Genomic DNA, 26,554 nt, shown 5'->3' on the forward strand with positions numbered 1-26,554 from the left:
TTCAATATAAGTGTACGAAAATGTTAACAAATAGAATAGAAAAGCTATAGTGTATGATTTATACAGTATGCTATAATTTATTGAAAATAATTATCATTATCTTTTAAGGGGGGAGATTATGAGTTTGGTTGATATTCAAATAGGTGAAAAAGTATTAGTGAAAAGTATGCAGGCATTAGATAAATTGTTAAAACGGAGATTAGTTGCATTTGGTCTTTCAGAAGGAAGTGAATTGCGTGTGAAACAAAAGGCGATGTTCAAAGGGCCGTTTACACTAGAGTGCCGCGGACAATTCATTAGTATTCGTCATTGCGATGCGAAAATGATAAAGGTGGAATTAGTGTGAATAAGGTTGCTTTGTTAGGGAATCCAAATACAGGAAAAACATCGTTATTTAATGCATTAACAGGTTCTTATGAATATGTAGGAAACTGGAGCGGGGTAACGGTAGAAAAAAAGATAGGGAAATTGAAAGATAAACAAGGAACATTAATTGATCTACCAGGTGTATATGATTTAAATCCTGTTTCTCGAGATGAGGGAGTCGTTACTCACTTTTTATTAACAGAGGAATTTCATTATATGTTAAATATTGTTGATTCTTCTCAATTTGAGCGCAATATGCATTTAACATTACAGCTTTTGGAATTTGGAAAGCCTATGTCTATTGGTTTAAATATGATTGATGTGGCAAAGCAACGCGGAATTGTGATTGATGTAAAAAGATTATCAGAAATATTGGGAGTAACAGTTGTTCCTGTTGTTGCAAGAAACGGGAAAGGTTGTGATGAATTACTAGCTACTCTTCATGAAAATAATAGGAAAGAAATGAACTCATTTATTCTTTCATATGGTGAACAAGTAGAGACAGCAATAGCAAGTATCATGACACTTTTTATGAAAGAAAATTATGAGCATTTAAGATGGCTAGCGCTTCAATTTTTAAGCAATAATGAAGTGGTGGAACAAGAGGTAATGGGATTATCTATTTATCATGAATTAGTAACAATACGCTCTCAGTTAGAGAAAAAACTGGATTGTACGTTAGAAGAGCATATGTATAACACGCGTGCAACGTATATTGAAAAGTTAAAAACAAGTGTCATTCAACATAAACAGGAAGGGAAAATTCCTTTTTCAGAAAAAATAGATAAGTTGATTGCACATAAAATTTTTGGACTGCCCATCTTTTTAGCAGTCATGTTTTTCATTTTTCAGGTTACGTTTACGTGGATTGGCACACCATTATCGGATATACTTGATGAATTTTTTAGTGGACAGCTTACAGATTGGGTTACAGCTGGGTTGATTCATATAGGAGCTTCTGATTTTATTCAAGCGCTTATTACGGAAGGAATTATTGCTGGCGTTGGTGCTGTATTAGTATTTGTCCCACAAATCTTTGCTTTGTTCTTTTTTATTTCATTATTAGAGGACTCCGGATATATGGCGCGAATCGCAGTTGTGATGGATAGAATTATGGAGTTCTTTGGTTTAAACGGAAAAGCGTTTATTCCAATGATTATCGGTTTTGGTTGTAACGTTCCGGGAATTATGGCAGCAAGAACAATTGAACAAGAAAAAGAACGACTGTTAACGGTCTTCGTAACACCATTTATGTCTTGTTCAGCGCGTCTACCTGTATATGCATTATTTGCAGGAGTTTTCTTTCCTCATAGCCAGGCGACTGTTGTATTTTCTTTATACATCGCCGGTATTATACTTGCATTACTTGTTACGAAAATCATGTCCATGACGATTTTAAAAGAAGAAAAGTCTATTTTTGTTGTGGAATTGCCACCTTATCGCATGCCGCAAGCGAAAACATTATGGCTTAGCACATGGGAAAAAGGAAAAGGCTTTGTCCGTAAAGCGGGTACGTTTATTTTTGGTGGATCGGTTGTGATTTGGTTATTAAATTATGCTGGTCCATCTGGGTTTGGTGTTGATATGGGAGATAGTTTCTTAGCGATGATTGGTGGAGTCGTTGCACCGCTGTTAGCACCGCTCGGTTTTGGAACGTGGCAAGCAGCAGCATCACTGTTAACAGGGTTTTTAGCAAAAGAGGTCGTTGTTTCGACCATGGCAATTATTTATGCAGTAAAAGAAGATGCATTAGGAAATATTATGGGAGCGCACTATACAGCGTTATCAGCATATGCATTTATGTTCTTTCTTTTGTTGTACGTTCCATGCCTTGCAACAGTAGCTGTGATTCGCCGGGAAACAGGTTCGATAAAATGGACGATTTTCTCTGTTGTGTATCCACTTATTGTTGCTTATGTATTAACATTTGTCATATATCAAGTTGGGGCGTTACTCGGATTCTAGAAGGAGATGTATAATAATGATAGTCAATATTGTTATTGGTGCTGTCATTTTTGGTTATGCAGGATATACGTTATTTCGTTTTGTAAAGAGAAGTAAAAAAGGAAAATGTGCGGCATGTTCTTTAAATCAATCTTGTCAGTCGAAAACTTGTAGTCCGAATAGGAATCATACTGTGAATAAATAAAAAGCTTTGCGAAATTTGCAAAGCTTTTTTTATGTATCATTTCATTTTAACAAGCTACGCCGCGTCTACTCCATTTCTTCCTGAAAACTCTTTGCTAAGGTCTTTATCAAATTTCAGCACACCTACAGTTTTTTCTTCTCCTTTTACGGTGTCATATGCAGCATTCTCTACAATTGTAAACATATCTGCATAGCTACGGTTATTACCAATACTTGTGTTGCCTTCATATTTTTGTTTGATTCATTACAAGTACTTTCTTTCCGTCTAATGTTACAAGTTTCATTTTATATGAACGATTGATTTTTCTTGCAGTAACATGACAAATATGTAATGGAGTAACAAAAAGAAGGAGTGGGAAATTCGAACATAGGGAATTGTATACACATATTGTAATCAGAATGTAAGATTATTCTTTTTATATTTGAAAAATAAGATGTAAGGGCATGTTGGGTTTGATATAATGTACACAAGGTTATAAAAATGAATATTTTTACTGTGAAGGGAGATTTTTTAAGGCTTCTAAGTAGGGGATTTGAAATTAGATGTAAATATATAGGAGGAATTGAAATGTCTTTATTTAAGCGATTAAGGGATCTAACGATGTCAAATGTGTACGCACTCATTGAAAAAGCGGAAGATCCAGTTAAGATGACGGATCAATATTTACGTGATATGCAAGAGGATGTACAAGAAGCTGAGAAGAGTGTAGCAGCTCAAATTGCGCTTGAGAAAAAGTTTAAATTATTATTTGAAGAGCAAGAAGCACTTGTTAAAAAACGTGAAGAACAAGCGCATATGGCTGTTCAAGCAAACAATATTGATCTTGCGCGTCGCGCTTTAGAAGAGAAGCAAAGTGCAGAGCAAAAAATGAATGAATATAAAGCAAGTTATGAACAAAATAAAGCGGCTGCGGATAACCTTCGTGCTAAATTAGAAGAAATGCGCAAGCAATTAACAGAATTGAAAAATAAACGTGAAACGCTTGTTGCGCGTGTAAATGCAGCCAAAGCACAAAAAAGTATCAATCAAGCAATGTCTGGATTCGATGCTAATACTGCAAAAGCGGGGCTTAGCCGCATGGAAGAAAAAGCTCTTCAATTAGAAGCAGAAGCAGAGGCAAGCGGTGAAATTTATAAAAAAGAAAAGTCGTTAGATGAGGAATTTGCAGCTTTAAATAAAAACTCAGCTGTAGAGGACGAATTAGCGCGTATTATGAAGCAGTACGAGAAGTAATATAGAAGAAAAATCTTTCTTTTTTAGGAGAAAGAGTGTTTAGCTGTATATAGACGCAGCATTTTATGCTGTAAAAAAGTAATTTACTTTATTTGTATTTCGATACAGGGAATGAACATAGATATAAAGATAAAAGAACCGACATGACATGAAAAGTAATCATGTCGGTTTTCTTATTATGTTCTTAGAGGAGGTTTTTGTATGACGTGGATGAATGTGTTAGCGATGTTTGTCTGGACAGGAGCAAGCGCTATTCTTTTATTTACACTGATGTGGATTGATTCTATTTTTACAAAATATAATGATGTAGCAGAAATGAAAAAAGGAAATATAGCTGTGACAACACGATTTATTATGAAATTATTTGCACAAGGATATATTTTGTCGCAATCGATTACAAAATCAAATGATTTATGGCAAGCACTTTTAGCCTCAGTTGTATCATTTGTCATTTTATTAGTTGTAGAGATGTTGATTGAATTGATCTTAAGAAAAATAATGGGATTAGATTTAGAAGAAGGAACAAAGCAAGGGCATGTTTCGCACGCTTTATTAGCGGGCTCATTACATATTGTTGGAGCACTTATTTTAGCAGCTTGTCTATAACAGAAAGAGGAGGGATAAAGCATGAGTTTATTTAAGCGAATTAAAAATATAATAAAAAGTCCAGAACCTGCTAAACCAGAACGATCGTTATTAACGTTAGCTCCTGGAGATATGATTGAAGTTTCATTAATAATGTATGAATTAATTGGAAAAACAAGCATGCATTCTCGTAATGAAATTGTATTAACGTTGCAGGATGGGAAAACGATTCGTTATTTAAAAATTGAAAATCGTGAAAGTACGTATTATAAATTATATACACCGATTGACGGGCGTTTAGATTCGATAGATGAGATTCCAACAACAATTGAAATGGATGGTATCGATTATCATCTAGAAGAGCACTATAGTGGACGTGCTGTTGTCATGGGAAAAACACCGTTTGCTGTTTCAGATGAGCAATATGTATGGGAATTTCAATCCGATAATCGAAAATTACTTCGTATTGAATGGCAAGATGGACGCACAATGATGTATGAGGGAGAAGCAATTCTTTCTGCGGATGTACAAATTATAAGGGCAACATAAGGAGGCGATAATCATGTCAAACCGATTGTTTACCATGATTAAATCGCTCGGTATTGCTACTTTTGTAATTATTGGAATACTTATAGTTGCTGGCTACATATTATTGGGAGAGGGAAATGAACAGTCCATTCAAGACCGCTACCCATTAGAATCAGTTGCAAAAGATGGTAAGCAAGAATCATATGTATATAGGGCTGCAAACAAAACAGTTCCTCAGGTTGCAAAGGAATTGGTAGATGAAAAAGAGCCAAAGCAAGTGTCAAAAGAAGACGAAAATCAAATGTTTCTTGTGTATTCTGATGAGATTTATAACCTTCAAAAAGATAAAGAAAAACCATCGGATACACTGATTGAAATTAGCAATAAAGAATTTGTTCGCCAAAATTATCAACCATCTTTTTTACAAGGGTATATTGTCGGAAGTATTTTAAATGATATATTTGGTTCGTATAAATCGTCGCGTGGTGATTATCGCGGATATAATGATAGACAAAATCATAAGCCAGTTATCCCGGAAAGACCGCCTACAAAAGAGGAAAAGAAAACACCACCGCCTATTACAAAAGAGGGAAAAGGGTCGATTATTAAAAGAAGTGATAAAATTGATTCCAAACCATCTGTAGGAGATCAAGGAAGTATTACGAAAAAAGAGAATAAGAAAGTTCCACCATCTACAGGAAAGAAAGGAACAATTACAAAATCACCAGGTGGTAATAGCTCAGATGTGAAGCCCAAATCATCGATTAAAACTCCGCCAAAGAATACATCTCCCCCTAAAACACGGGTTGGTGGTGCAGGGAAAATTACGAAAAGAAGATAGTGAGAAAGGCCCAAGAAGAGTGGTATCAATTTCTTGGGCCTTTTTTGCGTGTAATTAATTATCGAGCATTTCATAGGATTACAAGCAATAAGGAAGCCAAGGCTATTCTTCTGCTTTTAAGAATAGTCTTGGCTGTATATTAATGAAATATAAAACTTAGAACAGTCAAGAATATCGCAAATCCTAAAATAACCCCTACAACTTTTATATGGCGCTTTTTCCCCATGACAACAATTGCGATATATTCACGAATCAATGCGTTTGGCCAATAATAAAAAGCCGTTTTTGAACCAATTCCTTGGCTATTTAGACCAGCTTGTTTGGCATATAAACCAGCGCGAAATAGGTGGAAGTTATTTGTTGCAAAGATGCTGTTGTAATTTCCGTCTGGTTTTAATGAATCCATAATTTGCTTTGAGAACAGCATGTTTTGGTACGTATTAACTGATCGGTTTTCTTGCACTGTATGTTCAATCGGAATTCCTTGTTCCACAGCATATTTTTGCATTGCTTCAGCTTCAGGAAGGTTTTCATCAGGTCCTTGTCCACCGGAGAAAATAATTGTAGGTGGTGAAGCAACTGCAGCTTGCTTATGATAGAAATCAATTGCTTTATGAATACGGCTTGCTAGTAGTGGTGGAACTTTATCACGAATTAACCCACTGCCGAGAACGATAATGAAATCTTGATTGTATTTTGGCCTATTAAATTGATAAAGAAGATAGGCAGTGAAGAAATTTAGAACATGTATAAAAAAGTACAAAATAATGAGCGAAATTGCGCCGAATATAGGTTGAAAATGAGAAGAAAACAAGCTTGCCGGGTCAAAAATAGCCAGTAGTATCCATAGTAAAATGAATATACCTAAAAAGAGTGTTAAACAATTAGAAAAGCGTCGTCCTTCTTTTTTCATTAATGTTTTTGCATTAAGAAATAGTCCTATTACTAATGCAATTATGCCGAAAGGTAACATCAGTATAAAAGCTAAAAAAGGTATTACAAGAATCCAATGTATGTTTTCATTATCAAATTGAAAAGCGACAATAAGACAAAAAACGAGAAATGAACAGAAAAAAGTATTAAATAAAAAGCCGTTTATTATTTTTCTTGGATCTTTTAAATAAGAATAAAGAAAAATAATGAATAAAATAAGAGGAATCATCCCAAAAATAATCAAGTAATATACACCTCATTTTTATAATCTTTGTGTTAATTGATCCGATATTTCATGGCAACCTCATTAAAGAGGAGCCATAATCAGTGCTGATGAAGAAAGTCCCACTACTGATTAAAGCTTCGCTTTATCACAAAGATTATATTACATGATGAAAAAGATAGTTCTTAGAAAAAAGAGGATTTAGAATTTTCTCAATAAATAGTATGGAATAATATGATACAATGTATTCAAAGCGATATATTAAAAGTAAAATGGTTTTGGACACTCTACGGAGTGTCTTTTCTATTTATATCGCGGAAATGATATTGCTTATCTCACTATTTTAGGGCAGTAAGACTCCCACCTCAAGATCCAAAGAGAAGCAAGGAAGATAGATGGGAGCTCATAATCAGTGGAGGATGAAGAGAAAAAACTTGGATTTGTAGAAGTGCTATAAGGCAGAATTGTTCCTGATAGGCTATTTATTAGATTCCGTGCCAACTCATTCTGGGTTAATAGGAAGGGGGACAAATAGAGAATAGAGCATCTCGATAAGAGGTGCTTTTTTCAATTTTAGATTAAGGATGCTATTCATTTTTCACTATAATAATAGGAATAAATATTTATACTAAACATTAGCAATCTTCCGTATAAATATTATCAATTTACTATATCTTCCATTAATGTTACATTGAATTTGAAAAGACTTTCTTTTTCAAATTACTACCCCTAACAAACTTTTGAAAAAGTTAGCTGTCTCCATACTTGTCATTTATGCCTTAACAAAAGAGGGATCATATGATTCCTCTTTTGTTTTTTTCGACAACATATGACAAATAACATATGTATAATTTATTATTATGTTAAAGGGATATAATAGTGCTTTTTAGTAAAGGAGACGTAGAAATGAACTTCAAAAAAATATTGATGACAGGTGCAATTGTTGCCGCAACGACATTCACATCTATTGGAAATGCACAGGCACAAATTACTTTTTCAGATCTTCCGAATCATCACTGGGCGTACAAAGCGATTATCGAATTAGCAAATAAAAATATTGTTTTTGGATATGGAGATGGAAATTTTGGATTGGGAGATGAGGTAACGCGTGAACAAGTTGCAGCTCTTATGTTCCGTCATTTCAAACCAGCGGAAAAAGAATATTATCATAACCCTTATAAAGATGTGAGCAATCATTCAACTATATTTAAAAAAGAAATTTTAGCTTTAACAGAAATGGGTATTTTTGCAGGAGACGAAAAAGGAATGTTTAGGCCCAAAGACTCGCTAACTCGTGAAGAAATGGCGCAAATTTTAACAAGGGCGTTTCAATTAGACGTAAGGTCAGAGCATACTTTTTCAGACGTAGATAGAAAATCATGGGCAAATGATGCGATTAGTGCTGTGCAGTCCAATCGTATTACTAATGGAACAGGCAATGGTATGTATGCACCAAAAATGCATGTAAGTCGTGAACAATATGTGCAGTTCTTATATAATGCGACATTACCCTTTGAAAAAAGACCAGTTGCAAATCCAGTCGTGAAACCAGAAACAAAGCCGAACCGCTTTGCGAACTGTAAAGAAGCAAACGCTGCTGGTATTTATGATATTACGAAAGAGAGCCCGTATTACGGCAAGCATTTAGACCGAGATGGTGATGGCATTGCTTGTGAACGAAAGAAAGCAGGAAAATAATAGAACCCGTACTGCACTGTTTAAGGAATTCGGTTTATTTTTGTAATCTAAATATGTAAAATTGCATAGAATTGATAAGGATTGTGTATGATATAATCATAATGAAAGCTGTTGGTAATTTTCTTTGTCATAGTTGTTAGGTTTTAACACATAACTTCTAATCGAAAATCATACGTGTAGGCAGAAAAAGACACTCTTTTTAGAGTGTCTTTTTCATATTTTAGTGATATCCTTTGGCAGAGTCTTTATGGATTTTTTCTTTAAAGATACTATAGCTCCAAAGTTGATATCCAATAACAATTGGTACCATGATTAAAGCGACGAAGAACATAATTTTTAAGTTTAATTCACTGCCAGCTGCTTTATATAGCGTTGTGCTGTATGCGTCATTAATGCGCGATGGTAACATGCGCGGGAACATGCCAATAAAGCCAGTTGCCATAAACATCGCAATTGTTAAGCAAACCGTTGTAAAGGCAAAACCAATTTTATGTTTGTATACCATAGCGATTGTTATAATGCTTAATATCATAGCAAGAGCTGGGACAATGAATAGTACGGGATATTCTGTGAAGTTTTGGAATAAGTTTGTCCGATTTGCAGTTGCTACATAGAAGATTGCTAGTAAGATAGCTGCTGTCATTGAAAATGGTTTTGCAATTTTATAAGCGCGATCTGCTACTTCTCCAGACGTTTTAATCATAACCCAAAGCGATCCAGAGACAACGAAGATTGCTGTGAAGAAAAGACCGCCTAAAATACCATAATGATTTAGTAAAGTAAATAATGTTCCTTCATAACCATCCTTACCAATTTGTAATCCATAGTATAGGTTAGCGAATGTAACACCGAATAAGAAAGCGATAAGAAAACTACCGATGGTAAAAGCCCATTTACAAGCGCTTTGCCAAACTGGTGAATCATCTTTATGCATAAATTCAAGCCCTGCTGCACGAGCGAAAAGAGCAAGTAATACTAAAAATAACGGTGTATATAAGTAGCTAAACATATTTGCATAAGTGATTGGAAAGGCAGCGAAAGTAGCTCCCCCGGCTGTAATTAACCAAACTTCATTGCCACCCCAGAAAGGGCCGATTGCTTCTTGCATTTGGTTGCGTTCTTTTCGATCTTTTGTAACGAAAGGGAAGATCATGCCGTTTCCAAGTGCATAGCCATCGAGAATAAAGTAAACAGTCCAAATCACGCCCCATAAACCGAACCAAATCACTGCAAGCATATCATGAGACATGAGCTGCACCTCCCTTAGTAACAGGTTCTTCTAACGCAGCTGGCCCTTTCTTAGCAAATTTCAACATCAAGTATACATCGGCAATTAAAAGTAATGTATAGAATAAAACTAAGCTAAGAAGTGAGAACCAAATTTGTGGTACAGAAATTGGAGAAACAGCTTCGGCTGTTCGCATTAATTTATATACTGTCCACGGTTGACGGCCTGCTTCGGCAACAATCCATCCAGCATTAATTGCAACATATGGAAGTAAAACAGACCACATTGTAATCTTTAAGAATCGTTTTGAGTTTTCTAATTTTCCTTTTCGGTTTAAATAGAAACCAAACCAAGTTAATGCCATGAAGAATATGCCAAGTGCAACCATTAAGCGGAAGCTATAGTAAACAAGGTTTACGTTAGGACGATCTTCTTTTGGAATATCTTTCAGGCCAACAATTTCCCCATCAAATGAATTTGTATAGAAGAAGCTTCCAAGTTTTGGGATTGTGAATAATTCAAAATTCTTTTCATTTTCTACATCAGGAATTTGAATGATAGAGAATCCTTGTCCTTTTCCAGTCTCCCAAACCGCTTCCATTGCTGCACCTTTTGCAGGTTGCATTTTTGCCGCATAAACACCGGATTGATGACCGATGAAAGGTGTTGCAGTTGCTGCAAATAAACCTAAAATAAGTCCAAATTTAAATGATTTTTTAAAGAAGTCTACATCGTTTTTACGTAATAAATGATATGCGCTAATTGCCATAACAAAGAAAGAACCAACGATATAACAACCAACAACTGTATGGAAGAACATATGCCATGCATATGGATTTGTAACGAGAGCCCAGAAATTATCTAATTCAGCACGACCATTGCGTACTACATAACCAACAGGGTTTTGCATAAAACCGTTTGCTGTGATAATCCAAAGTGCAGAAATATTTGTTCCAAGTGCAACCATCCACATACAGAAAGCACGGAATTTTGGTGATATTTTATCTTTACCAAATAACCAAATTCCCATAAAAGTAGATTCTAAGAAGAAAGCAACAAGTGCTTCAATTGCAAGTGGTGATCCAAATATGTCGCCCATGTACTTAGAATACTCGGACCAGTTTGTTCCAAATTGGAATTCCATTGTAATCCCAGTTATAATCCCCATTACGAAATTTATCGTAAATAGCTTACCCCAGAAATTTGCCATTTTACGATATGTTGGGTTTAATGTACGTGCATACTGTGTTTCCATACACGCTACTAAAATAACAAGTCCGATTGTCAATGGTACAAATAAGAAATGATAAAAGACTGTAATTGCAAATTGAAAACGACTCAGTAACAAAACGTCGGACATAATAAGAGTTCACTCCTTTTTAAACATTATCTACATTTAGTTTATAGTGAAAACATGAGAAAAATAGGGAAGAGTTGTTACAAAGCTGTGTGTATATTTTGAAAGAATTATGTCGATTATCTGAAAAAATCTTATTTTTAATATAAGACGATATTCTTTTTGTGTTTTTTAGATTTTGGTAAACTAAATATGTAGTTTAAATGAGAGAAAAGAGGGGCTTTTTACTATGAAGTCATTAGAAGAGATTTTGAGGTACAATGAAAAATTTGTAGAAGAGAAAAAATATGAGGAGTATGAGGCAGGGAAGTTTCCAAATAAAAAAATGGTCATTGTCTCTTGCATGGATACTCGTCTTGTTGAATTATTACCAAAAGCAATGAATATGCGAAATGGTGATGTGAAAATTATTAAAGTAGCAGGGGCTGTTATTTCTCATCCATTTGGAAGTATTATGCGTAGTATTTTAGTTGCTGTATATGAACTTGGTGCTGACGAAGTATGTATTATTGGTCATCATGATTGTGGTATGGCAAAAATTCAAGCAAGCAGTACAATTGAAAAAATGAAAGAGCGCGGTGTATCAGAAGAGAGATTAGATGCACTTCGTTATTCTGGAATTGATTTAGAAAAATTCTTACAAGGTTTCTCAAGTGTAGAAGAAAGTGTAGAACATAGCGTATCAGTTCTTCGTAATCATCCGTTACTTCCAACAGAAGTACCTGTCCATGGTCTTGTTATTCACCCTGACACGGGGAAATTAGATTTAGTTGTGAACGGCTATGAAGCTTAAAAATTTCATTTGTCATCCTTTTTGTCTGGGACGGGATCAAATCCTCCGGGATGAAAAGGGTGACATTTTAATATACGCTTTAGTGTGAGCCAAAAACCTTTGAGAGCACCGTGTGTTTGAAATGCCTCTAAACCATAATGAGAGCAAGTCGGATAAAAGCGGCATGTAGGTGGTGTCATCGGCGAGATGAATTTTTGATAAAAACGTATAATACCAATAAAAATCTGTTTCATAACGGTCTCCTTTTCAGCATATTCTTCTAGTATTATAGCACGGACCATACTTAATACTTTACTAATTCGGATTTCCGTTATATCATATTGGATATAACGGAATTAAAAATAAAAGCGGGAGAGATGATTTATGCCATCAGTAGAAAGCTTTGAATTAGATCATACAATTGTAAAGGCTCCTTATGTAAGACATTGTGGTGTTCATCAAGTAGGTAGCGACGGTATTGTAAATAAGTTTGATATCCGTTTTTGCCAACCAAATAAACAAGCGATGAAACCAGATGTGATTCATACGTTAGAACATCTATTAGCGTTTAACTTACGTAAATATATCGATCGTTATCCACATTTTGATATTATCGACATTTCACCAATGGGTTGCCAAACAGGATATTATCTTGTTGTAAGTGGTACACCGACAGTTCGTGAAATCATTGATTTATTAGAACTAACGTTAAAAGATGCAGTTCAAATAACAGAAATCCCAGCTGCCAATGAAACGCAATGTGGGCAAGCGAAACTTCATGATTTAGAAGGAGCAAAACGCTTGATGAATTTCTGGTTAAGCCAAGATAAAGACGATCTTGAAAAAGTATTTGGTTAAAATGAAAGGAAGCTGCCTGTGAAAGGCAGCTTCTTTCTTTAGTATACGAGGTTCCTCATATCCCTTCTTTTCTTTATTTTATTATGAAACAAAGAGTGCTTTTACATAATTTTGTAATTGTTGAAAACAATAGAAAATAAAAAGAGAGAAAGAAGGGCGCTATATGGAGAATAGAAAAACATACTATATATCAGTTGGAAATGGACAAATTTCGCAAGTGAAAACAGCGGATACATATAGCTTTGAAATTCGAGCAACGGATGAGGAAATTATCCAGCTCCGAGAATACTTTGACCAAGCGTATCGAGAAGACCTTGGATCATTTGTACGTTCTCATGTCCCGTTCGTTGAGTATCATCATGACTCGAATAATGATCGATATGATGCAGAACTACAAAAGGCATATAAGATGATTTATGATTTAGGGAGTCATGAAACGAAAGAATTAGTCGCACAAATGGGAATAATCAATGGATTATAGTTGGATAACATTATGCAGGAAAGCGAGAATATGCTACAATTTGTGGTAGGAAAAACTTGTAACCATCAATAGGGGAGTAATGGCATGTACACATTTAAAGATTATTACCACAACACTGTACAATTATCGTTTGAACGTTATCCATTTTCTCCTGAGCCAAAGCATGTTTGGGTTGTATGCCGGTACAGGGATCAATGGTTATTAACGCATCATTTGCGCCGTGGTCTTGAATTTCCAGGTGGAAAAGTAGAAATGGGAGAGACACCGGAAGAAGCGGCAGTTAGGGAAGTTCATGAAGAAACCGGCGGGATTGTTTCTGATTTAACTTACTTAGGGCAATACAAAGTGTCAGGAAAAGATAAAATTATTATTAAAAATATTTATTTCGCAACCATTAGTGCGGTGGAAGAACATACGCATTATGAAGAAACAAAAGGATCTGTGTTATTAAAAGAAATTCCTGATAACATTAAACATGATAGAAAATTTAGTTTTATTATGCGCGATGATGTATTAGCGCGTACGATGAAGCATATAGAAGAACTCGGCTGTTTTATAAAGTAAAGTGGCCGAGTTCTTTTATCATACGGGATTGTTCAAACTCACCTCAAAATAAATCTCTCTTTCTTTAAAAATAAGTATCGCATATTTTAGAAAGAATGCGTATGATATTTTTGTAGAATCGAATGATGGAGGTTTTTATGGGGAAGTTTTATAGTAAGTTTGTAGGCTTTATTATAGCAATGGGACTACTGATAGCGGGATGCAGTAAAGAAGTAGAGGTTGCCGAAACGAAAGAAATATGTCATACAGAAGAAGAATGTACGAGAATTGGAGATCGGATGGTTGAGAAAGTATACAAAAAGATGGAAAGTCTATCTCAATTGGAAGAGCCAACAGACTATGTAAAGGAATCGAAAGAAATAGAAAAGAAAGATGTACAGTTAGATAGCATGAGGGGAACTGAAAAGAAGCAAGATGATGAAAACTATTTCTTTTTAGCATCTTATTACATAGATGAAGAGGAAATTATCGATCCATATTTTGAAAAACTAGATAAAAAGCGTTTCAATAAAGCATTTGCTGATGATCAGGAAGCAAAGAATGAGATTATGGAACAACATGAAGATAGCGATTATCATGAAATGCTGTGGGATATGTATCGTACATTAATTCCTTCTAAATATCGAAAGAACATTGTAGAGTTTGATATTGTGACAGATGGATATGAAGGGATTGTTGCTCACGTTGCTCCTAGTATGGACGATCCGAAAGATTGGGTGTTAAGTTTAGATACACTTGATTCAGGCGTCAATATAGACGAAGTAATGAAAACATTAATTCATGAGACAGCCCATGTATTGACACTTAATGATAGACAAATCCCAGTGAATGAAAAGTATATAAAGTCATTTGAAGAAGGTAAAGATATTTCATCCTATCAAAACAAATGCAAAACTCTTTTCTTACAAGAAGGATGTGTGAAGAAAGGTTCGTATATTCATACATTTTATGATTCGTTTTGGAAACCGATTGAACGAGAATGGAAAGAGAAGCAGATTGAGACAAATGAAGAAGCACGAATTACATTTTTTGAAGAGAAACATGATCAATTTGTTTCAGAATACGGAACGACGAATGTCGCTGAGGATATAGCAGATACATTTACAGCATTCATTTTACAAGATTCAAAGAAGGTGAAAGAAGGAACAGAACTGAAGTATCAAAAAATTGCATTCTTCTATCAATTCCCTGAACTTGTGAAAATGAGAGCAGAAGTATTATCTGGACTATATGAAATTTCGAAGGGAGTAAAAGAAGCGTAAGTGATCCAAGCAGCCAAAATAGTGGTTGCTTTTTTTTATGAGGAAAAAGGAATAAAAGGTTTACGGTCGAATAAATATAAAATTGACACAAAATTGACACAAAATTGACACATTTTAAATATACATACTATAGAGATAATATATTATTCTCAAGGAGGTAGTAGAGCGGATGAAAACGGTTCTTGCAATTGCTGGTCTCATTTGGGTAATGTCTCATAGTATTCCGATTTTTGAAGGTGAACAAATTCGTACAGCATTAAATAAACATTTTAGTGAGTATCGTATGATTGATCGACAATATAACGTTGTAAAAGTACGTGTGAAAGATTGTTTTCATACGGTTACAGTTGAAGGAAATATGGTGGTGAAGGATACAAAAGTATGCGATTCAAAATAAATGATATATGTAGAAAGAAGCTGAGCCCATCATATAGTTTGGGATCAGCTTCTTTTACGTTTTCCAATTATTAATTTTTCGAAGCCTTCTACAAACACATACATGAGAGTAGCAAGAACGCATGTTAATAATACGCTAAGCAGTATGAGTGTAAAGTTAAAGACTTGAAAACCGTAGCTAATTAAATATCCTAGACCTTGTTTTGAAACGAGAAGTTCTCCAAAAATAACCCCAACCCATGATAATCCAACATTTACTTTTAGTGTTGAAATAATAGTTGGGAAAGAAGCGGGTAAAATCACTTGTTGATATGTTTGCCATTTATTTGCGCCAAATGTATGCATTACTTTTATATAATTTGCATCGACTTCTTGAAAGGCACTATAAATAACGAGAATAGTAATAATGATGGAAATAATGACTCCCATCGCAATAGAAGACGTAATATTTGGACCAAAAATAACGATGATAATTGGACCAAGTGCTACTTTGGGCATTGCATTTAGGACGACAAGGTATGGGTCAAGGACACGGGCTACAAGAGGAATCCACCAAAGAATCGTCGCAATAATGGTACCGAGTACAGTGCCGAGAATAAAGCCAACGCCTGTTTCAAGAAGTGTCGTCCAAATATGGGCCCAAAGAGAGCCATCGATCCATTTATTCAGAAATAACTCCCAAATATTTGAAGGGGAACTAAATAGTAAAGGGTCAATCCACTCTTGGTTACTAGCAATTTCCCATAAGACAAAGAAAAGACTTAAAATACATAGCTGTAAAATGTGAGTAATCCATGTGCGTGTTCGTTCTTTTTTTCGAAACTGTTCATGTAGTTGTTTTATATTATCCAAGGCGTTCCAGCTCCTTCCATATATCTTGAAAAAGGGCTGGGAAATCGGGATGACGTCTTGCTTCTAATGGTGATAAAGAACGAATGTTTTTGGGAATATGAAAGGTTCTTGCAACTTTGCCAGGCTTTGCTTGAAGTAAATAAATTTTATCGCTCATCGCAATAGCTTCTTCAATATCATGTGTAACGAGAAGGGATGTCTTCTTATACGTTGGGAGTAAAGAAAAAACAAGTTCTTCTAGTTTTAATTTTGTTTGATAATCAAGTGCGGAAAATGGTTCATCTAGCAAAAGAATTTTCGGATTTGTTGCGAGCGTTCGAACGAGCGCAGCACGTTGGCGCATGCCGCCTGATAGCTCACTTGGGGACTGTTTTTCGACTCCATCTAATCCAACTTGCTTTAAAAGTTGCAATGCATGCTTTTTTGTCTCCTCTTTATAGGTGTTTGTAATACGCAAACCAAGCATAATATTTTCTTCAATCGTTTTCCATGGGAATAAATAGTCTTGCTGGAGCATGTAACCCATGGAATCTGTTGATTTTGTCACAGGTTCTCCTTCTAAAAAGACGAGGCCGTCAGTTGGCTTTAAAAGGCCAGCAATAATGGATAGAAGAGTTGTCTTTCCACAGCCACTTGGTCCAAGAATGGAAATAAATTCTCCTTCTTTTACGTGTAAGTTCATACATTCCAGAACAAGCTTTGCATGATCTTTGGCAAAAAAACAGTGAGAAACATTAGATATTTGTAAGAAACTCATTGAATTCGCCTCTATTTCTTAATAACGCTCTTAGCAATATTTGTATTCACAAGCGCTTGATGTGGAACTTCTTTTTGTAATTCGCCAGCTTCTTTCATGATTGCTTGTAGCTGTACCCATTCTTTTTCATCTAATAAAGGATCCGTTGCATAAGAATGTTGTTTTTTATAGCGCTCAATGACTTTTACGGTAATATCTTTTGAAGTGTCTTGAAAAAGAGGAGTAACAACATCGGCTATTTCTTCAGGTGTATGTGTATCAACCCATTGTTGCGCTTTATATAAGGCACGTGTAAACTTTTCGGCTGCGGCTTTCTCTTTCTTCAAAAAGCTTTGCTTTGCCATAAATGTTGTGTAAGGAACAGTTCCTGATTCAGCTCCAAAAGAAGCGACGATATATCCTTTTCCTTCTTTTTCAAAAATGCTTGCTGTTGGTTCAAAAAGTTGAACAAATTCCCCTGTACCAGATGCAAAAGCATTTGCGATATTTGCAAACTCAATATTTTGAATAAGATTCGTGTCTTTATGCGGATCGATGCCGTTCTTCTTTAAAACGTATTCTCCGACCATTTGTGGCATACCGCCTTTCCGTTGCCCTAGGAAAGTGACACCTTTTACATCATTCCAATTAAAAGAATCTAACTTTTTACGTGATACTAAAAAAGTCCCATCAGTTTGTGTAAGCTGAGCAAAGTTAATAATCGGATCTTTAGCTCCTTGCTGGTGAACATAAATGGATGTTTCAGACCCGACAAGTGCAATATCAATTCCGCCAGATAATAAGGCGGTCATCGTTTTATCGCCACCTGCTGTTGTTTGTAAATCAATATCTAGCCCTTCCTCTTTAAAAAAACCTTTTTCCATACCGACATATAACGGTGTATAAAAAAGAGAATGTGTTACTTCGCCAATTCTAATTTTGTGCGTTTGTTGGTTCGTATTTTCCGTTTTACTGCAGGCGACAAGCGTTACAACAGTAAGGACAAATATACAGAAAACCGCTAACAATTTTTTCAATAAAAAAACACCTCCTAGAAATCAATCTACTGTCATGATATGTAGGTAAGTGCCTAGATGTGAGTGATATAGGAGGAATTTTTTTATTCGCTTTGTGATGAAAAAAATGAGGTGGGCAAATGTATATAGAGCGTAGAATGAAATGTTAGGGATTTTTTCGACAAAAAACGACAAAATCATATTCGTATATTTGTTATTCTAAACAAGTTCGTTATTTTTTTATAGATAGGAGGATCTTAATGGAAAAGAAATTATTTTTACTATTGCTTATGAGTTTCTTTGTAATTGTGTTAACTGCATGCCAGGGTGTCCATGGTTCTGAAAAGAAGGAAGCGCAAGAAGAGCAGCGTATAGAAGAAGAAAAACGCAAGCAAGAAGAGCAGCGTATAGAAGAAGAAAAACGCAAGCAAGAAGAGCAGCGTATAGAAGAAGAAAAACGCAAGCAAGAAGAGCAACGTATAGAAGAAGAAAAACGCAAGCAAGAAGAGCAGCGTATAGAAGAAAAGCACAAACAAGAAAAACAAAAGCAGCAATCTACACAGGTACGAGGAGGAAAACCGACAAGATCACAAATTTCGATTGGAACTCATGTGGAAATTATATTGGATAAGGATCGTCGTACGCGTGTCAGTGGCGTTGTAAAAGATATTTTAACTCATACTGAAACGCATCCTTATGGCATTAAAGTGTGTTTACAAGATGGACAAATTGGTCGCGTTCAAAGGATCGGTTGATAAGAGAGCAGTAATCTATTCTTGTGGATAACCTCTGTTTGTTAGAGAGTACATTACATAAAAGTGAATTTGAAAAGATGTAAGTATGTAATTAAATTCAAGAGGTTGTCCATTTTATTCGGACAACCTCTTGAATTAAGCGCGTTTTACTTTGAAAAACGGGAGCTTTGTTGCAATATAAATAAGTCCATATGCAAGAATTAAACACATAAGCGGGTTAATGAAAAATCCATAGCGATTAATTGCTAGGAATAAATTTGAGAAGATGATGTAAATAACAGAGCTTGCTACTAACATCATAACCCGCTTATGTTTAAATGAGTTCAGCATGAAGCAGAAACTGCTTAAGAAGGTACCGATAATAAAGACTCTATGACAAAGTTGGATAAAATGATGAATGCGATATTGGTCTACAGCAGGAGCTGTTTTAAATAACTCGATTGTTTTTCCGACAGTAAACCAAGAGAACCAATATGTGAAATCCGTTTTAAATCCATTTTTAATGAGTTCTTTCGCGTATTCCCCTTTATCAGTGAGTCCTTTTGCCTTCATTTCATTTACAACGTTTTCGTAGCCGATCTTATTGAATGGATCAGCACCTGCAATTAATGGATCGGCGCTTTGTGTTGAGAACAAAATGAATTTATGGAATGCCAAATAGTTACGAAATACCCATGCACCAATAATAAAGAATGGTCCAATAAACCACAGTAGCCCAATTCGAATGGAATCTTTGATTCCATATGTGAACAAGACAACAAGAACCGGAATGAGTAACATAGGAGCTGGATTTGGGCGAATCATGAGTAACATAGATACGACGATTCCAAACCAAATATGGAATTTTGTTTTATTGTACTTCCAAGCAAGAATAAATATATATACACTGAAACATAAAAAGAATATGGAAGGAACTTCTGTTAATAATGTACGGAAGTATGTATAGTTACTCGGATAAATTGCGTATAAAATACTTGCAACAATTCCATAAATATTTTTCTCAAATAATTCTTTTCCGATTAAAAATACTAAGAGCACTGTACCAAGATTAAGTAGCATATTGATAACAGTTGCTACGTAGTAGTAAGGAAGGTGTGTGACATCAGATATAATCATTGCGCCCGCTAATAATAACGGTTGACCAGGTGTGATATATGCATTTTTTCCAGGTACCTCGCTTGGTTCTAAATACACATAACCAAATACACCGTGTTTTAATAACTGTTCGGCTGTTAACGAATAGTTAAATGCATCATTCGCGCCATATGTTACTTTTACTAACTCTCCGTCAAGTCCCGGTTGTTTTACTAAACAAAAAATATGCAGAAGGAAAGAAAGCGTTAAAATTACATATACCGCTTTAGGCAAACTTTTAAATTTGGCTAACAAAAATAAGCATCTCCTTTTTTGTTTCTTTCTTTATTTATTTCGTGATAAAGTCCTAATCTCATTAAGCCTATCCAAAACATAATTGCATTATATCATAAAGTAAAAATTACATCAGTGTGGATTTTACAATAATATTTTATAAAGCAAAACTTGTGAGGAATTTAGCTCACACCTGTTATAAGTCTTCATCAATCGAGATGCTACTGCCTTAAAATAGTGGGATAAAATGAAATACTTTACTTATTTGTGCAAACAAAACGGTGAAATGAAAAGTTCTAATTATAATTTTGGAGTATAATGCAGACTTCATGTGTATAATAGAAGAAAGCGTACGGGCTCCTAGCTTGAAATATAATATATTTGATTATGAAGAGAATGGTTCTTACTGATGCGGGGTGAAATCAATTGTAAGAAAAGAGGGAGAACATTGAAGTATAAGTTTTCACTTCAGCAACCGAGAAAACATACGAATACATTGATTTCCACTATTCATAGTGGAATGTTGGCATTATTATTGGTAACATTCCTATTTATGATTTTAAAGTTTTTTGAATTCGATAAAGGAAAGGAATTTTTGAATGAAAAACTCCCTTTCACCGTGGTGACGATTGGTCTATGGGTTGGGCTATTATATGTCATACGTACAAGAAATAAAGAGCGAAATGGAATCATGCAGATGATTCAACTGTATGGCTACCTTTTTTTGGTAGCGCATACAATTTGTTTAGCTTTTTTAGCCATACAAAGCCATTTTGATATACTGTATGTATTTAGTTGGATATATTGGCATGTGGGACATTTTGTATTGAGTGTAATTGTTGTTTATGTCCTATATCTTCTTGTATACCACCTGCTTGGAAAACTGTTTTTGAGCACCGTTTTGACAAGTTGTTCGTTAATTATATTTGCGATTGTAAATTATTTGAAAATACTGTTTAGAGGTGATCCTCTTTATCCTGCTGATTTTACGCAAATTGTCCATTTAAAATCTGTCATTCCAATGGTATTAGAACCTTTAGAATGGAAATATGTATTATTAGGGGTTATCTGTATTGCATTAAGTATTCTATTGCTCTTATATATTCGAAAACATACGGAACCTGTCAAAGTACCTATTAGCATGAGGCTTTTTGGAATCATTGCTTCTATTTTTATTTTATATGTGTACAGTAATTATACGAATACATTTATGAGCAAACTGTTTCAAAAGTGGGGCGTAGAATTTATTTTGTGGAATCAAAATGAGAACTATGCAAATAATGGTTTTGTATTAGGCTTTATAAGTAATTTAGATACAACAATTATGGAAGAGCCAAAAGGGTATTCCAAAGAGAAAATGGTTCAAATTGCAAATGATATAAAGAAAAAGTATGGAGAGAATATAGGGGAACAAAACAATGAGGCGAAGCCGAATGTTATATACATTATGAGTGAGGCTTTTTGGGATCCAACGAAATTGATGAATTTATCATTTAGTGAAGATCCAATTCCTCATTTACATCATTATATAGAGAACTTTCCAGGAGGACAAACCATTTCTCCTACATTTGGAGGAAATACAGCGAATACGGAATTTGAAGCATTGACAAGTTATTCGATGAGCTTTTTGAAGCCTGGATCGATACCGTATCAACAAGCCATTACAAATCAAAATGAAGTTCCGTCTATTGTAAGTAGTTTGAAGAAAGAGGGCTATTATGCAACAGCAATTCATAGTTATGGTCGGAGTTTCTTTAAACGAGATACAGTATATCATGTGTTAGGATTTGATACATTTCATGCAGAAGATACGATGAAATATACAGACATTGACGGAGATTATATTAGTGATATATCCATGAGTAAAGAGATAATAGAGGAATTAAAGCGTAGGACACAACCTACATTTATTCATGCTGTAACGATGCAAAATCATTTTCCATTTACTCCAGGAAGATTTGGAGAAAATAGAACGGAAATACATGGTTTAACAGAGGATGCGTCTAAAGCGGAATTAGAGACCTATACGGAAGGAATACGACGTTCTGATGAAGCATTACAATATTTAATAGAAGAGTTAGATAAGTTGGGTAAACCAACCATATTAGTCTTCTTTGGAGATCATCTCCCGTCGTTAGGAACAAATAAATCCCTTTATAAAGAAGCTGGATATATTGAGAATGAAACATCTGTTAAGGAACGGCTAGCAATGGCTGAAACACCATTATTACTATATGCCAACTTTAACTTACCAAATGACAATTTAGGACGAGTTAGTCCGGTTTATTTTTCTAATCTTGTATTTGATTATGCAGAGTTGAAGAAACCAGCGTTTTATCAATTTTTATCTAAATTATATGAAGAAATACCAGTTTTAAGGGACGAATTAAAAGTGAATCAAGATGGAACACATATTAAAAAATTAACAAATAAGCAAAAAGAAATGTTAGAACAATATAAATTGATTCAGTATGACTTATTAGTTGGCAAACAATATAGTAAAAAAATCATCTTTTAAATGATATATACGAAAAAAGAACTTGTAGCTCGCTACAAGTTCTTTTTTCGTATATTCAGGACGGGGGTATAACTAGACAAGCTAAGTCAATTAGGGAGTAGTACTTATACATTTATTATAGATTGAATTGTGAAGAGTTTATCGTGTGATTTGTGAGAATTATGTGAATTTTATAAGGGGGGGTTTTTTGGTTTGTAACAAAAATATAGATGAAGAAGAATAACATCTCTAAATGATAGATGTTATTCTTTGTAAAGAACATGAAAAAGAAAGTGGACGGTTTTCAAAAGATGATTCTCATATTGAACGGGGAGATTTTTTCCGTTGGGGTAAATGCAATTATAATAAAATTCCCTTTGTAAAAAGGAGTTTTTATTATATAAAAATAAAATAATTAATTGTAGTATATTACTTGTACTAATACTAGTGGCTTTGTAAAGGCTAAAGCTACTGCGTGTGATTTACATCTATATGGTAATTCTAATCTGTTTTGAGCTTTTTAATTATATATTAAGATGAAAGGATTATGGTTATAATGAAAAATCTAGAAAAATATAGAGGTTTTGCAGATAAGTTAGAGGATTTTGCAGATAAGTTAAAAATTATGGCACATCCGGATCGTTTAAGAATATTGAATCTATTAATGGAGGGTGATTCAAAAAATGGAAAGCAAATTTATAAAGAGCTTAATATGGCACAATCGACACTATCACAACATTTAACAAAATTAAGAATGCATCAATTAATATATGGAAGAAGAAAAGGAGTAGAAATTTACTACGATATCAATGATAGTTTAGTATGTAAAGTTATAGGAATTTTAAGTGAAGACTCTTCTAAGAAAAAGGCAGTATAACGTAAAAATCGCTTTTGTTTATCCTGCTATTTTAGAGCAGGAAGACTTCCACCTCAAGATGATAAGGTGGAAGTAGAGCTGTTAATCAGAGGGAGAAAAAGAACCCCTTCTCTGATTAAAGTTTCATTTTATAAGAAAGATATACGACTATATAATTGCTTGTTTCATAAATAAATAGCATGTTGCTTAGGAGAAGGAGGTATCAAACACGAAATAAATAGGATATTTCGTGTAACAATGATGATAAAAAAGAAGATTTTAAATGTTTTAGCGATGACAGTGGTACTTCAGGGAGGAATGACCGCAACACCTGCATTTGCAGCTTCAGCTTCCTCTGTAAAACAATTAGATGAAGCAATATCTTATGATATACAGGTGCTGAAAAGTATAGAAGAACATATGAAAGATGAAGATGGAAAAGGTGAAAAAATAGGAGAAAATGGTGAAATACAAGGCGATTTTCTTGTATATATTCCAAAAGAAATGCCTATATATTCTTCTTATGATTTAAATACTCCAATTATACATCAAGTATCTCAACAGGTAGTAAAAGCAACTAAGAAAAAAGAAAACTGGTATTATATTGAAACTGATTCTGTAAAAGGTTGGGTACAAAATAAAGAGAATGTTCTTGAAGAACGAGAAGTATATTCTTTACCGAAAGATACAAAAAAAATACAAATTAAAGAAGTAACATCTGTATATTCAGCACCATTTCATGCATTCAAAGAGAATGATGTTTTACAACCTCAATCTGTTGAGGCGATTACACAAGCTGGAGAATGGTTTCAAATTCAAACGTCTAATGGGATAAAGTGGATTCATTCGTCATCTGCAAAATTTGAAGGAACAAAGGCCTCTCTTATTCAGTCTACAGTCAATTATAAAGAAGATGCTTCTCTTCAATACGCGCCATCAAGCTTAAATGTGGGGAATATATATGGTGTGAAGTTTACTGAATGGATTGTTCCAAAAGGAAATCCACAAATTCGCCCAGGTTATGCTATGGACCCTCGTTATATCACAATCCACGAAACTGCTAATGAAAGAAGAGGTGCGGATGCAAAAAATCATGCTAAATATTTGATGAATCAAGCGACAGGAAGTACAAGTCGCGGTGCATCATGGCATTTTACAGTAGATGACAAAGAGATTTACCAACATTTACCTTTAAATGAAAATGGATGGCATGCAGGTGATGGAACAAACGGGACTGGAAATAGACAATCAATTGGAATTGAAATTGCTGTAAATCAGGATGGAAACTATGAGAAAGCAGTAGAAAATGCTCGCAAATTGACAGCTTATTTAATGCAGGAATTAAATATTCCAATAGATAATGTAAAGAAACATCAACATTGGAGTGGAAAAAATTGTCCAGCAAAAATAATTGCAAGAGGGACATGGCCAGCTTTTTTAAATGGTGCGAAAAGTTATTATGAAAAAAATAAGCCCGCTGTAATCTCAAATAAAGAAGAGGTTCACCGAAAAGACGATATTTCTGGGAAATGGTATGAACACGAAATTCGTGAGCTCGCGAAAAAAGGTATTATGGCGGGAGATGGAAAGGGCTCATATTGGCCAGAGCGTCTTGTAACACGTGCAGAATTTGCTGCTTTAATTACACGTTCTTTACAATTACCAGAAGGGAAATCGAATTTTAAGGATCTTAGTTTAGCTCATCCATCATTAGTAGATGGCATAAACCGAGCAGCGGCAGCTGGTATCATTCATGGTCGAGGCAATGGTATATTTGCACCAAACGATACGATTACGCGTGAAGAAGTAGTCATTATGGTAGATCGTGCTTTGCAAAGCAAAGGAATTACTGGAGCATTAAAAGAAGCTCCATTTATAGATCAAGATGCAGCTTATGATAAAAAAGCGCTGCAACGTGTATATGGATTAGGAATTGTTAAAGGAAATGATCAAAATCAATTCTTACCAAAAGGAACGGCAAGCCGCGCGGAAGCAGCAGCATTTTTAAATCGTATGTTACGTGTAATGGATAAAAAGCCAGGAGAAAATGCGAAACACAATATTACTGCTAAATCATATGTAGAATTAGATTTAACATTAGCTTCCAATATTACAGGTAAAGAGATTGATAACTTTATTGCAAGATACCATCCTGATAGCCCATTAGTAGGACATGGACAAGACTTTATTGAAGCGCAAAATAATCATGGGGTGAATGCATTATATTTAGCTGCACATGCTATTTTGGAATCGGGTTATGGAAAATCTGAAATTGCATATCGAAAACACAACTTATTTGGATTACGTGCATATGATTGGGATCCATTTGGAAATGCGAAATATTTACAAAGTTATGGAGAAAGTATTGCTTATAATGCAAATTATGTACGTGCGCGTTACTTAGAAAAAACAGGAATGTATTATAATGGCCCAACGTTAACGGGTATGAATGTTAAGTATGCAACAGATAAAGAATGGGCTCCTAAAATTGCAAATATTATGGAGCGTATTAAGCCTTTTAAGGCAGAAGACTATATGTATGCAAAAAGGCTTTCAAAAAATCCAAGTATATTAAATGTTGATGCGTTACCATCGGCAATTCCATATAAGTTGTATCCAGCTGGGACAAAAGCTACGGTAAAATCATCAGCACATTATTATCAAATACCATTTCCATTCAATGGTAAAATTAGAAGTGAAAATATTACTCCAGAACAAAATAAGGTGGGTAGATTGTCTACTGGATCGATTGTAAATATTTATCGTGAAGATCCAAATGGATGGATTGAGTTTTCGTTTGATACTAGCAATCAAAAATATTGGACAGAAAAAAATAATTTAAATTTATGATAAATAGTTTAATAGTATTAAAAAAAGCAGATTGAATCTTAATCTGTACCCTTTGTAAAGGACATTTTAAAAAAAGTTAGGCAGCCGCGAGAAGATGATTTCTGTATTCAACAGGAGTCATCTTCTTTAAATTCCATTGATATCTGTGCT

General features: G+C 34.6%; 26 protein-coding genes and 2 pseudogenes. 19 read left to right on the top strand and 9 right to left on the bottom strand.

Going from position 1 to position 26,554, the window contains the following annotated elements:
• Positions 1-118: 118 nt before the first annotated feature.
• From MR059_RS18690 to MR059_RS18700, 3 genes are read left to right on the top strand one after another with little or no spacing between them, the layout of a single operon-like run.
• Complete coding sequence (locus MR059_RS18690) at positions 119-346, top strand: FeoA family protein (RefSeq protein WP_012095933.1); 228 nt, start codon at positions 119-121, stop codon at positions 344-346.
• Positions 343-2,331, top strand: a complete 1,989-nt coding sequence (feoB, locus tag MR059_RS18695; RefSeq protein ID WP_012095932.1) for a ferrous iron transport protein B — start codon at positions 343-345, stop codon at positions 2,329-2,331. The genes MR059_RS18690 and feoB overlap by 4 nt, the downstream gene beginning before the upstream one ends.
• Positions 2,332-2,347: 16 nt before the next feature.
• Positions 2,348-2,515 (top strand): FeoB-associated Cys-rich membrane protein, encoded by a 168-nt coding sequence (locus MR059_RS18700; RefSeq protein WP_012095931.1) that lies wholly within the window; start codon positions 2,348-2,350, stop codon positions 2,513-2,515.
• A 54-nt stretch (positions 2,516-2,569) separates the two neighbouring features.
• On the opposite strand, the pseudogene MR059_RS18705 reads toward MR059_RS18700, so the two are convergent.
• A pseudogene (locus MR059_RS18705) lies at positions 2,570-2,752 on the bottom strand (lipoprotein BA_5634 family protein); the annotation flags it as partial.
• A gap of 330 nt (positions 2,753-3,082) precedes the next feature.
• Between MR059_RS18705 and MR059_RS18710 the strand changes: the two are divergent.
• The 4 genes from MR059_RS18710 to MR059_RS18725 all read left to right on the top strand — a co-directional run bounded on the left by MR059_RS18710 (position 3,083) and on the right by MR059_RS18725 (position 5,702).
• On the top strand, positions 3,083-3,748 hold the full coding sequence (locus tag MR059_RS18710) for a PspA/IM30 family protein (protein ID WP_041810089.1): 666 nt from the start codon (positions 3,083-3,085) through the stop codon (positions 3,746-3,748).
• Between the two features lie 201 nt (positions 3,749-3,949).
• A complete protein-coding gene (locus MR059_RS18715) occupies positions 3,950-4,354 on the top strand; it encodes a DUF350 domain-containing protein (protein ID WP_012095928.1) in 405 nt (134 codons plus the stop codon).
• Between the two features lie 21 nt (positions 4,355-4,375).
• Positions 4,376-4,882, top strand: coding sequence for a DUF4178 domain-containing protein (locus tag MR059_RS18720; RefSeq protein ID WP_012095927.1), 507 nt, complete (start codon positions 4,376-4,378; stop codon positions 4,880-4,882).
• 13 nt (positions 4,883-4,895) lie between these two features.
• Complete coding sequence (locus tag MR059_RS18725; protein WP_012095926.1) at positions 4,896-5,702, top strand: DUF4247 domain-containing protein; 807 nt, start codon at positions 4,896-4,898, stop codon at positions 5,700-5,702.
• Positions 5,703-5,841: 139 nt separating this feature from the next.
• Here the strand turns inward: MR059_RS18725 and MR059_RS18730 are convergent, their stop codons facing one another.
• Positions 5,842-6,879: a YdcF family protein gene (locus MR059_RS18730; RefSeq protein ID WP_048721643.1), complete on the bottom strand. Its 1,038-nt coding sequence runs from the start codon at positions 6,877-6,879 to the stop codon at positions 5,842-5,844.
• An 885-nt stretch (positions 6,880-7,764) separates the two neighbouring features.
• Here MR059_RS18730 and MR059_RS18735 point away from each other — a divergent pair.
• Positions 7,765-8,556, top strand: a complete 792-nt coding sequence (locus MR059_RS18735) for an S-layer homology domain-containing protein (protein WP_041810087.1) — start codon at positions 7,765-7,767, stop codon at positions 8,554-8,556.
• A gap of 220 nt (positions 8,557-8,776) precedes the next feature.
• Here the strand turns inward: MR059_RS18735 and cydB are convergent, their stop codons facing one another.
• Positions 8,777-9,805 carry a cytochrome d ubiquinol oxidase subunit II gene (gene cydB / locus MR059_RS18740; protein WP_012095923.1) on the bottom strand — a complete coding sequence of 343 codons (1,029 nt, stop codon included), beginning with the start codon at positions 9,803-9,805 and terminating at the stop codon, positions 8,777-8,779.
• Complete coding sequence (locus MR059_RS18745; RefSeq protein WP_012095922.1) at positions 9,795-11,144, bottom strand: cytochrome ubiquinol oxidase subunit I; 1,350 nt, start codon at positions 11,142-11,144, stop codon at positions 9,795-9,797. The genes cydB and MR059_RS18745 overlap by 11 nt, the downstream gene beginning before the upstream one ends.
• A gap of 226 nt (positions 11,145-11,370) precedes the next feature.
• On the opposite strand from MR059_RS18745, the gene MR059_RS18750 reads away from it, so the two are divergent.
• Positions 11,371-11,934 (top strand): beta-class carbonic anhydrase, encoded by a 564-nt coding sequence (locus MR059_RS18750; protein WP_012095921.1) that lies wholly within the window; start codon positions 11,371-11,373, stop codon positions 11,932-11,934.
• Between the two features lie 5 nt (positions 11,935-11,939).
• On the opposite strand, the gene yidD is transcribed toward MR059_RS18750, so the two are convergent.
• Entirely contained in the window at positions 11,940-12,167 is a 228-nt protein-coding gene (gene yidD, locus MR059_RS18755) for a membrane protein insertion efficiency factor YidD (RefSeq protein WP_012095920.1), read from the bottom strand.
• 130 nt (positions 12,168-12,297) lie between these two features.
• On the opposite strand from yidD, the gene luxS reads away from it, so the two are divergent.
• The 5 genes from luxS to MR059_RS18780 all read left to right on the top strand — a co-directional run bounded on the left by luxS (position 12,298) and on the right by MR059_RS18780 (position 15,475).
• Positions 12,298-12,771, top strand: a complete 474-nt coding sequence (gene luxS, locus MR059_RS18760; protein ID WP_012095919.1) for an S-ribosylhomocysteine lyase LuxS — start codon at positions 12,298-12,300, stop codon at positions 12,769-12,771.
• 163 nt (positions 12,772-12,934) lie between these two features.
• A complete protein-coding gene (locus tag MR059_RS18765) occupies positions 12,935-13,252 on the top strand; it encodes an HAD family hydrolase (RefSeq protein WP_012095918.1) in 318 nt (105 codons plus the stop codon).
• An 84-nt stretch (positions 13,253-13,336) separates the two neighbouring features.
• A complete protein-coding gene (gene mutTA / locus MR059_RS18770) occupies positions 13,337-13,816 on the top strand; it encodes an antimutator 8-oxo-(dGTP/GTP)ase (protein WP_012095917.1) in 480 nt (159 codons plus the stop codon).
• 137 nt (positions 13,817-13,953) lie between these two features.
• Positions 13,954-15,078: a hypothetical protein gene (locus MR059_RS18775; RefSeq protein WP_012095916.1), complete on the top strand. Its 1,125-nt coding sequence runs from the start codon at positions 13,954-13,956 to the stop codon at positions 15,076-15,078.
• A 169-nt stretch (positions 15,079-15,247) separates the two neighbouring features.
• Entirely contained in the window at positions 15,248-15,475 is a 228-nt protein-coding gene (locus tag MR059_RS18780; protein WP_012095915.1) for a hypothetical protein, read from the top strand.
• A gap of 44 nt (positions 15,476-15,519) precedes the next feature.
• Here MR059_RS18780 and MR059_RS18785 read toward each other — a convergent pair whose 3' ends face one another.
• From MR059_RS18785 to MR059_RS18795, 3 genes are read right to left on the bottom strand one after another with little or no spacing between them, the layout of a single operon-like run.
• Positions 15,520-16,326: an ABC transporter permease gene (locus MR059_RS18785; RefSeq protein WP_012095914.1), complete on the bottom strand. Its 807-nt coding sequence runs from the start codon at positions 16,324-16,326 to the stop codon at positions 15,520-15,522.
• Positions 16,319-17,083: an ABC transporter ATP-binding protein gene (locus MR059_RS18790; protein WP_012095913.1), complete on the bottom strand. Its 765-nt coding sequence runs from the start codon at positions 17,081-17,083 to the stop codon at positions 16,319-16,321. Before MR059_RS18790 ends, MR059_RS18785 begins: the two co-directional genes overlap by 8 nt.
• A gap of 11 nt (positions 17,084-17,094) precedes the next feature.
• Complete coding sequence (locus MR059_RS18795) at positions 17,095-18,099, bottom strand: ABC transporter substrate-binding protein (protein WP_012095912.1); 1,005 nt, start codon at positions 18,097-18,099, stop codon at positions 17,095-17,097.
• 239 nt (positions 18,100-18,338) lie between these two features.
• Here MR059_RS18795 and MR059_RS18800 point away from each other — a divergent pair, with 239 nt between their 5' ends.
• Entirely contained in the window at positions 18,339-18,833 is a 495-nt protein-coding gene (locus MR059_RS18800; protein WP_242161937.1) for a YwbE family protein, read from the top strand.
• A gap of 135 nt (positions 18,834-18,968) precedes the next feature.
• Here the strand turns inward: MR059_RS18800 and MR059_RS18805 are convergent, their stop codons facing one another.
• Positions 18,969-20,222 carry an ArnT family glycosyltransferase gene (locus MR059_RS18805; RefSeq protein WP_012095910.1) on the bottom strand — a complete coding sequence of 418 codons (1,254 nt, stop codon included), beginning with the start codon at positions 20,220-20,222 and terminating at the stop codon, positions 18,969-18,971.
• Between the two features lie 427 nt (positions 20,223-20,649).
• On the opposite strand from MR059_RS18805, the gene MR059_RS18810 reads away from it, so the two are divergent.
• From MR059_RS18810 to MR059_RS22360, 4 genes and pseudogenes are all read left to right on the top strand, one after another.
• Positions 20,650-22,719 carry an LTA synthase family protein gene (locus MR059_RS18810; protein ID WP_012095909.1) on the top strand — a complete coding sequence of 690 codons (2,070 nt, stop codon included), beginning with the start codon at positions 20,650-20,652 and terminating at the stop codon, positions 22,717-22,719.
• A 535-nt stretch (positions 22,720-23,254) separates the two neighbouring features.
• On the top strand, positions 23,255-23,575 hold the full coding sequence (locus MR059_RS18815; RefSeq protein WP_012095908.1) for an ArsR/SmtB family transcription factor: 321 nt from the start codon (positions 23,255-23,257) through the stop codon (positions 23,573-23,575).
• A 1,005-nt stretch (positions 23,576-24,580) separates the two neighbouring features.
• Positions 24,581-24,946: pseudogene (locus MR059_RS22355) on the top strand (peptidoglycan recognition protein family protein); the annotation flags it as partial.
• Between the two features lie 15 nt (positions 24,947-24,961).
• Entirely contained in the window at positions 24,962-26,404 is a 1,443-nt protein-coding gene (locus tag MR059_RS22360) for an S-layer homology domain-containing protein (protein WP_373367241.1), read from the top strand.
• Positions 26,405-26,554: the final 150 nt, after the last annotated feature.

It is taken from the genome of Bacillus cereus group sp. BfR-BA-01522 (assembly GCF_022662635.1).
GTDB classification, from domain to species: Bacteria; Bacillota; Bacilli; order Bacillales; family Bacillaceae_G; genus Bacillus_A; species Bacillus_A cytotoxicus.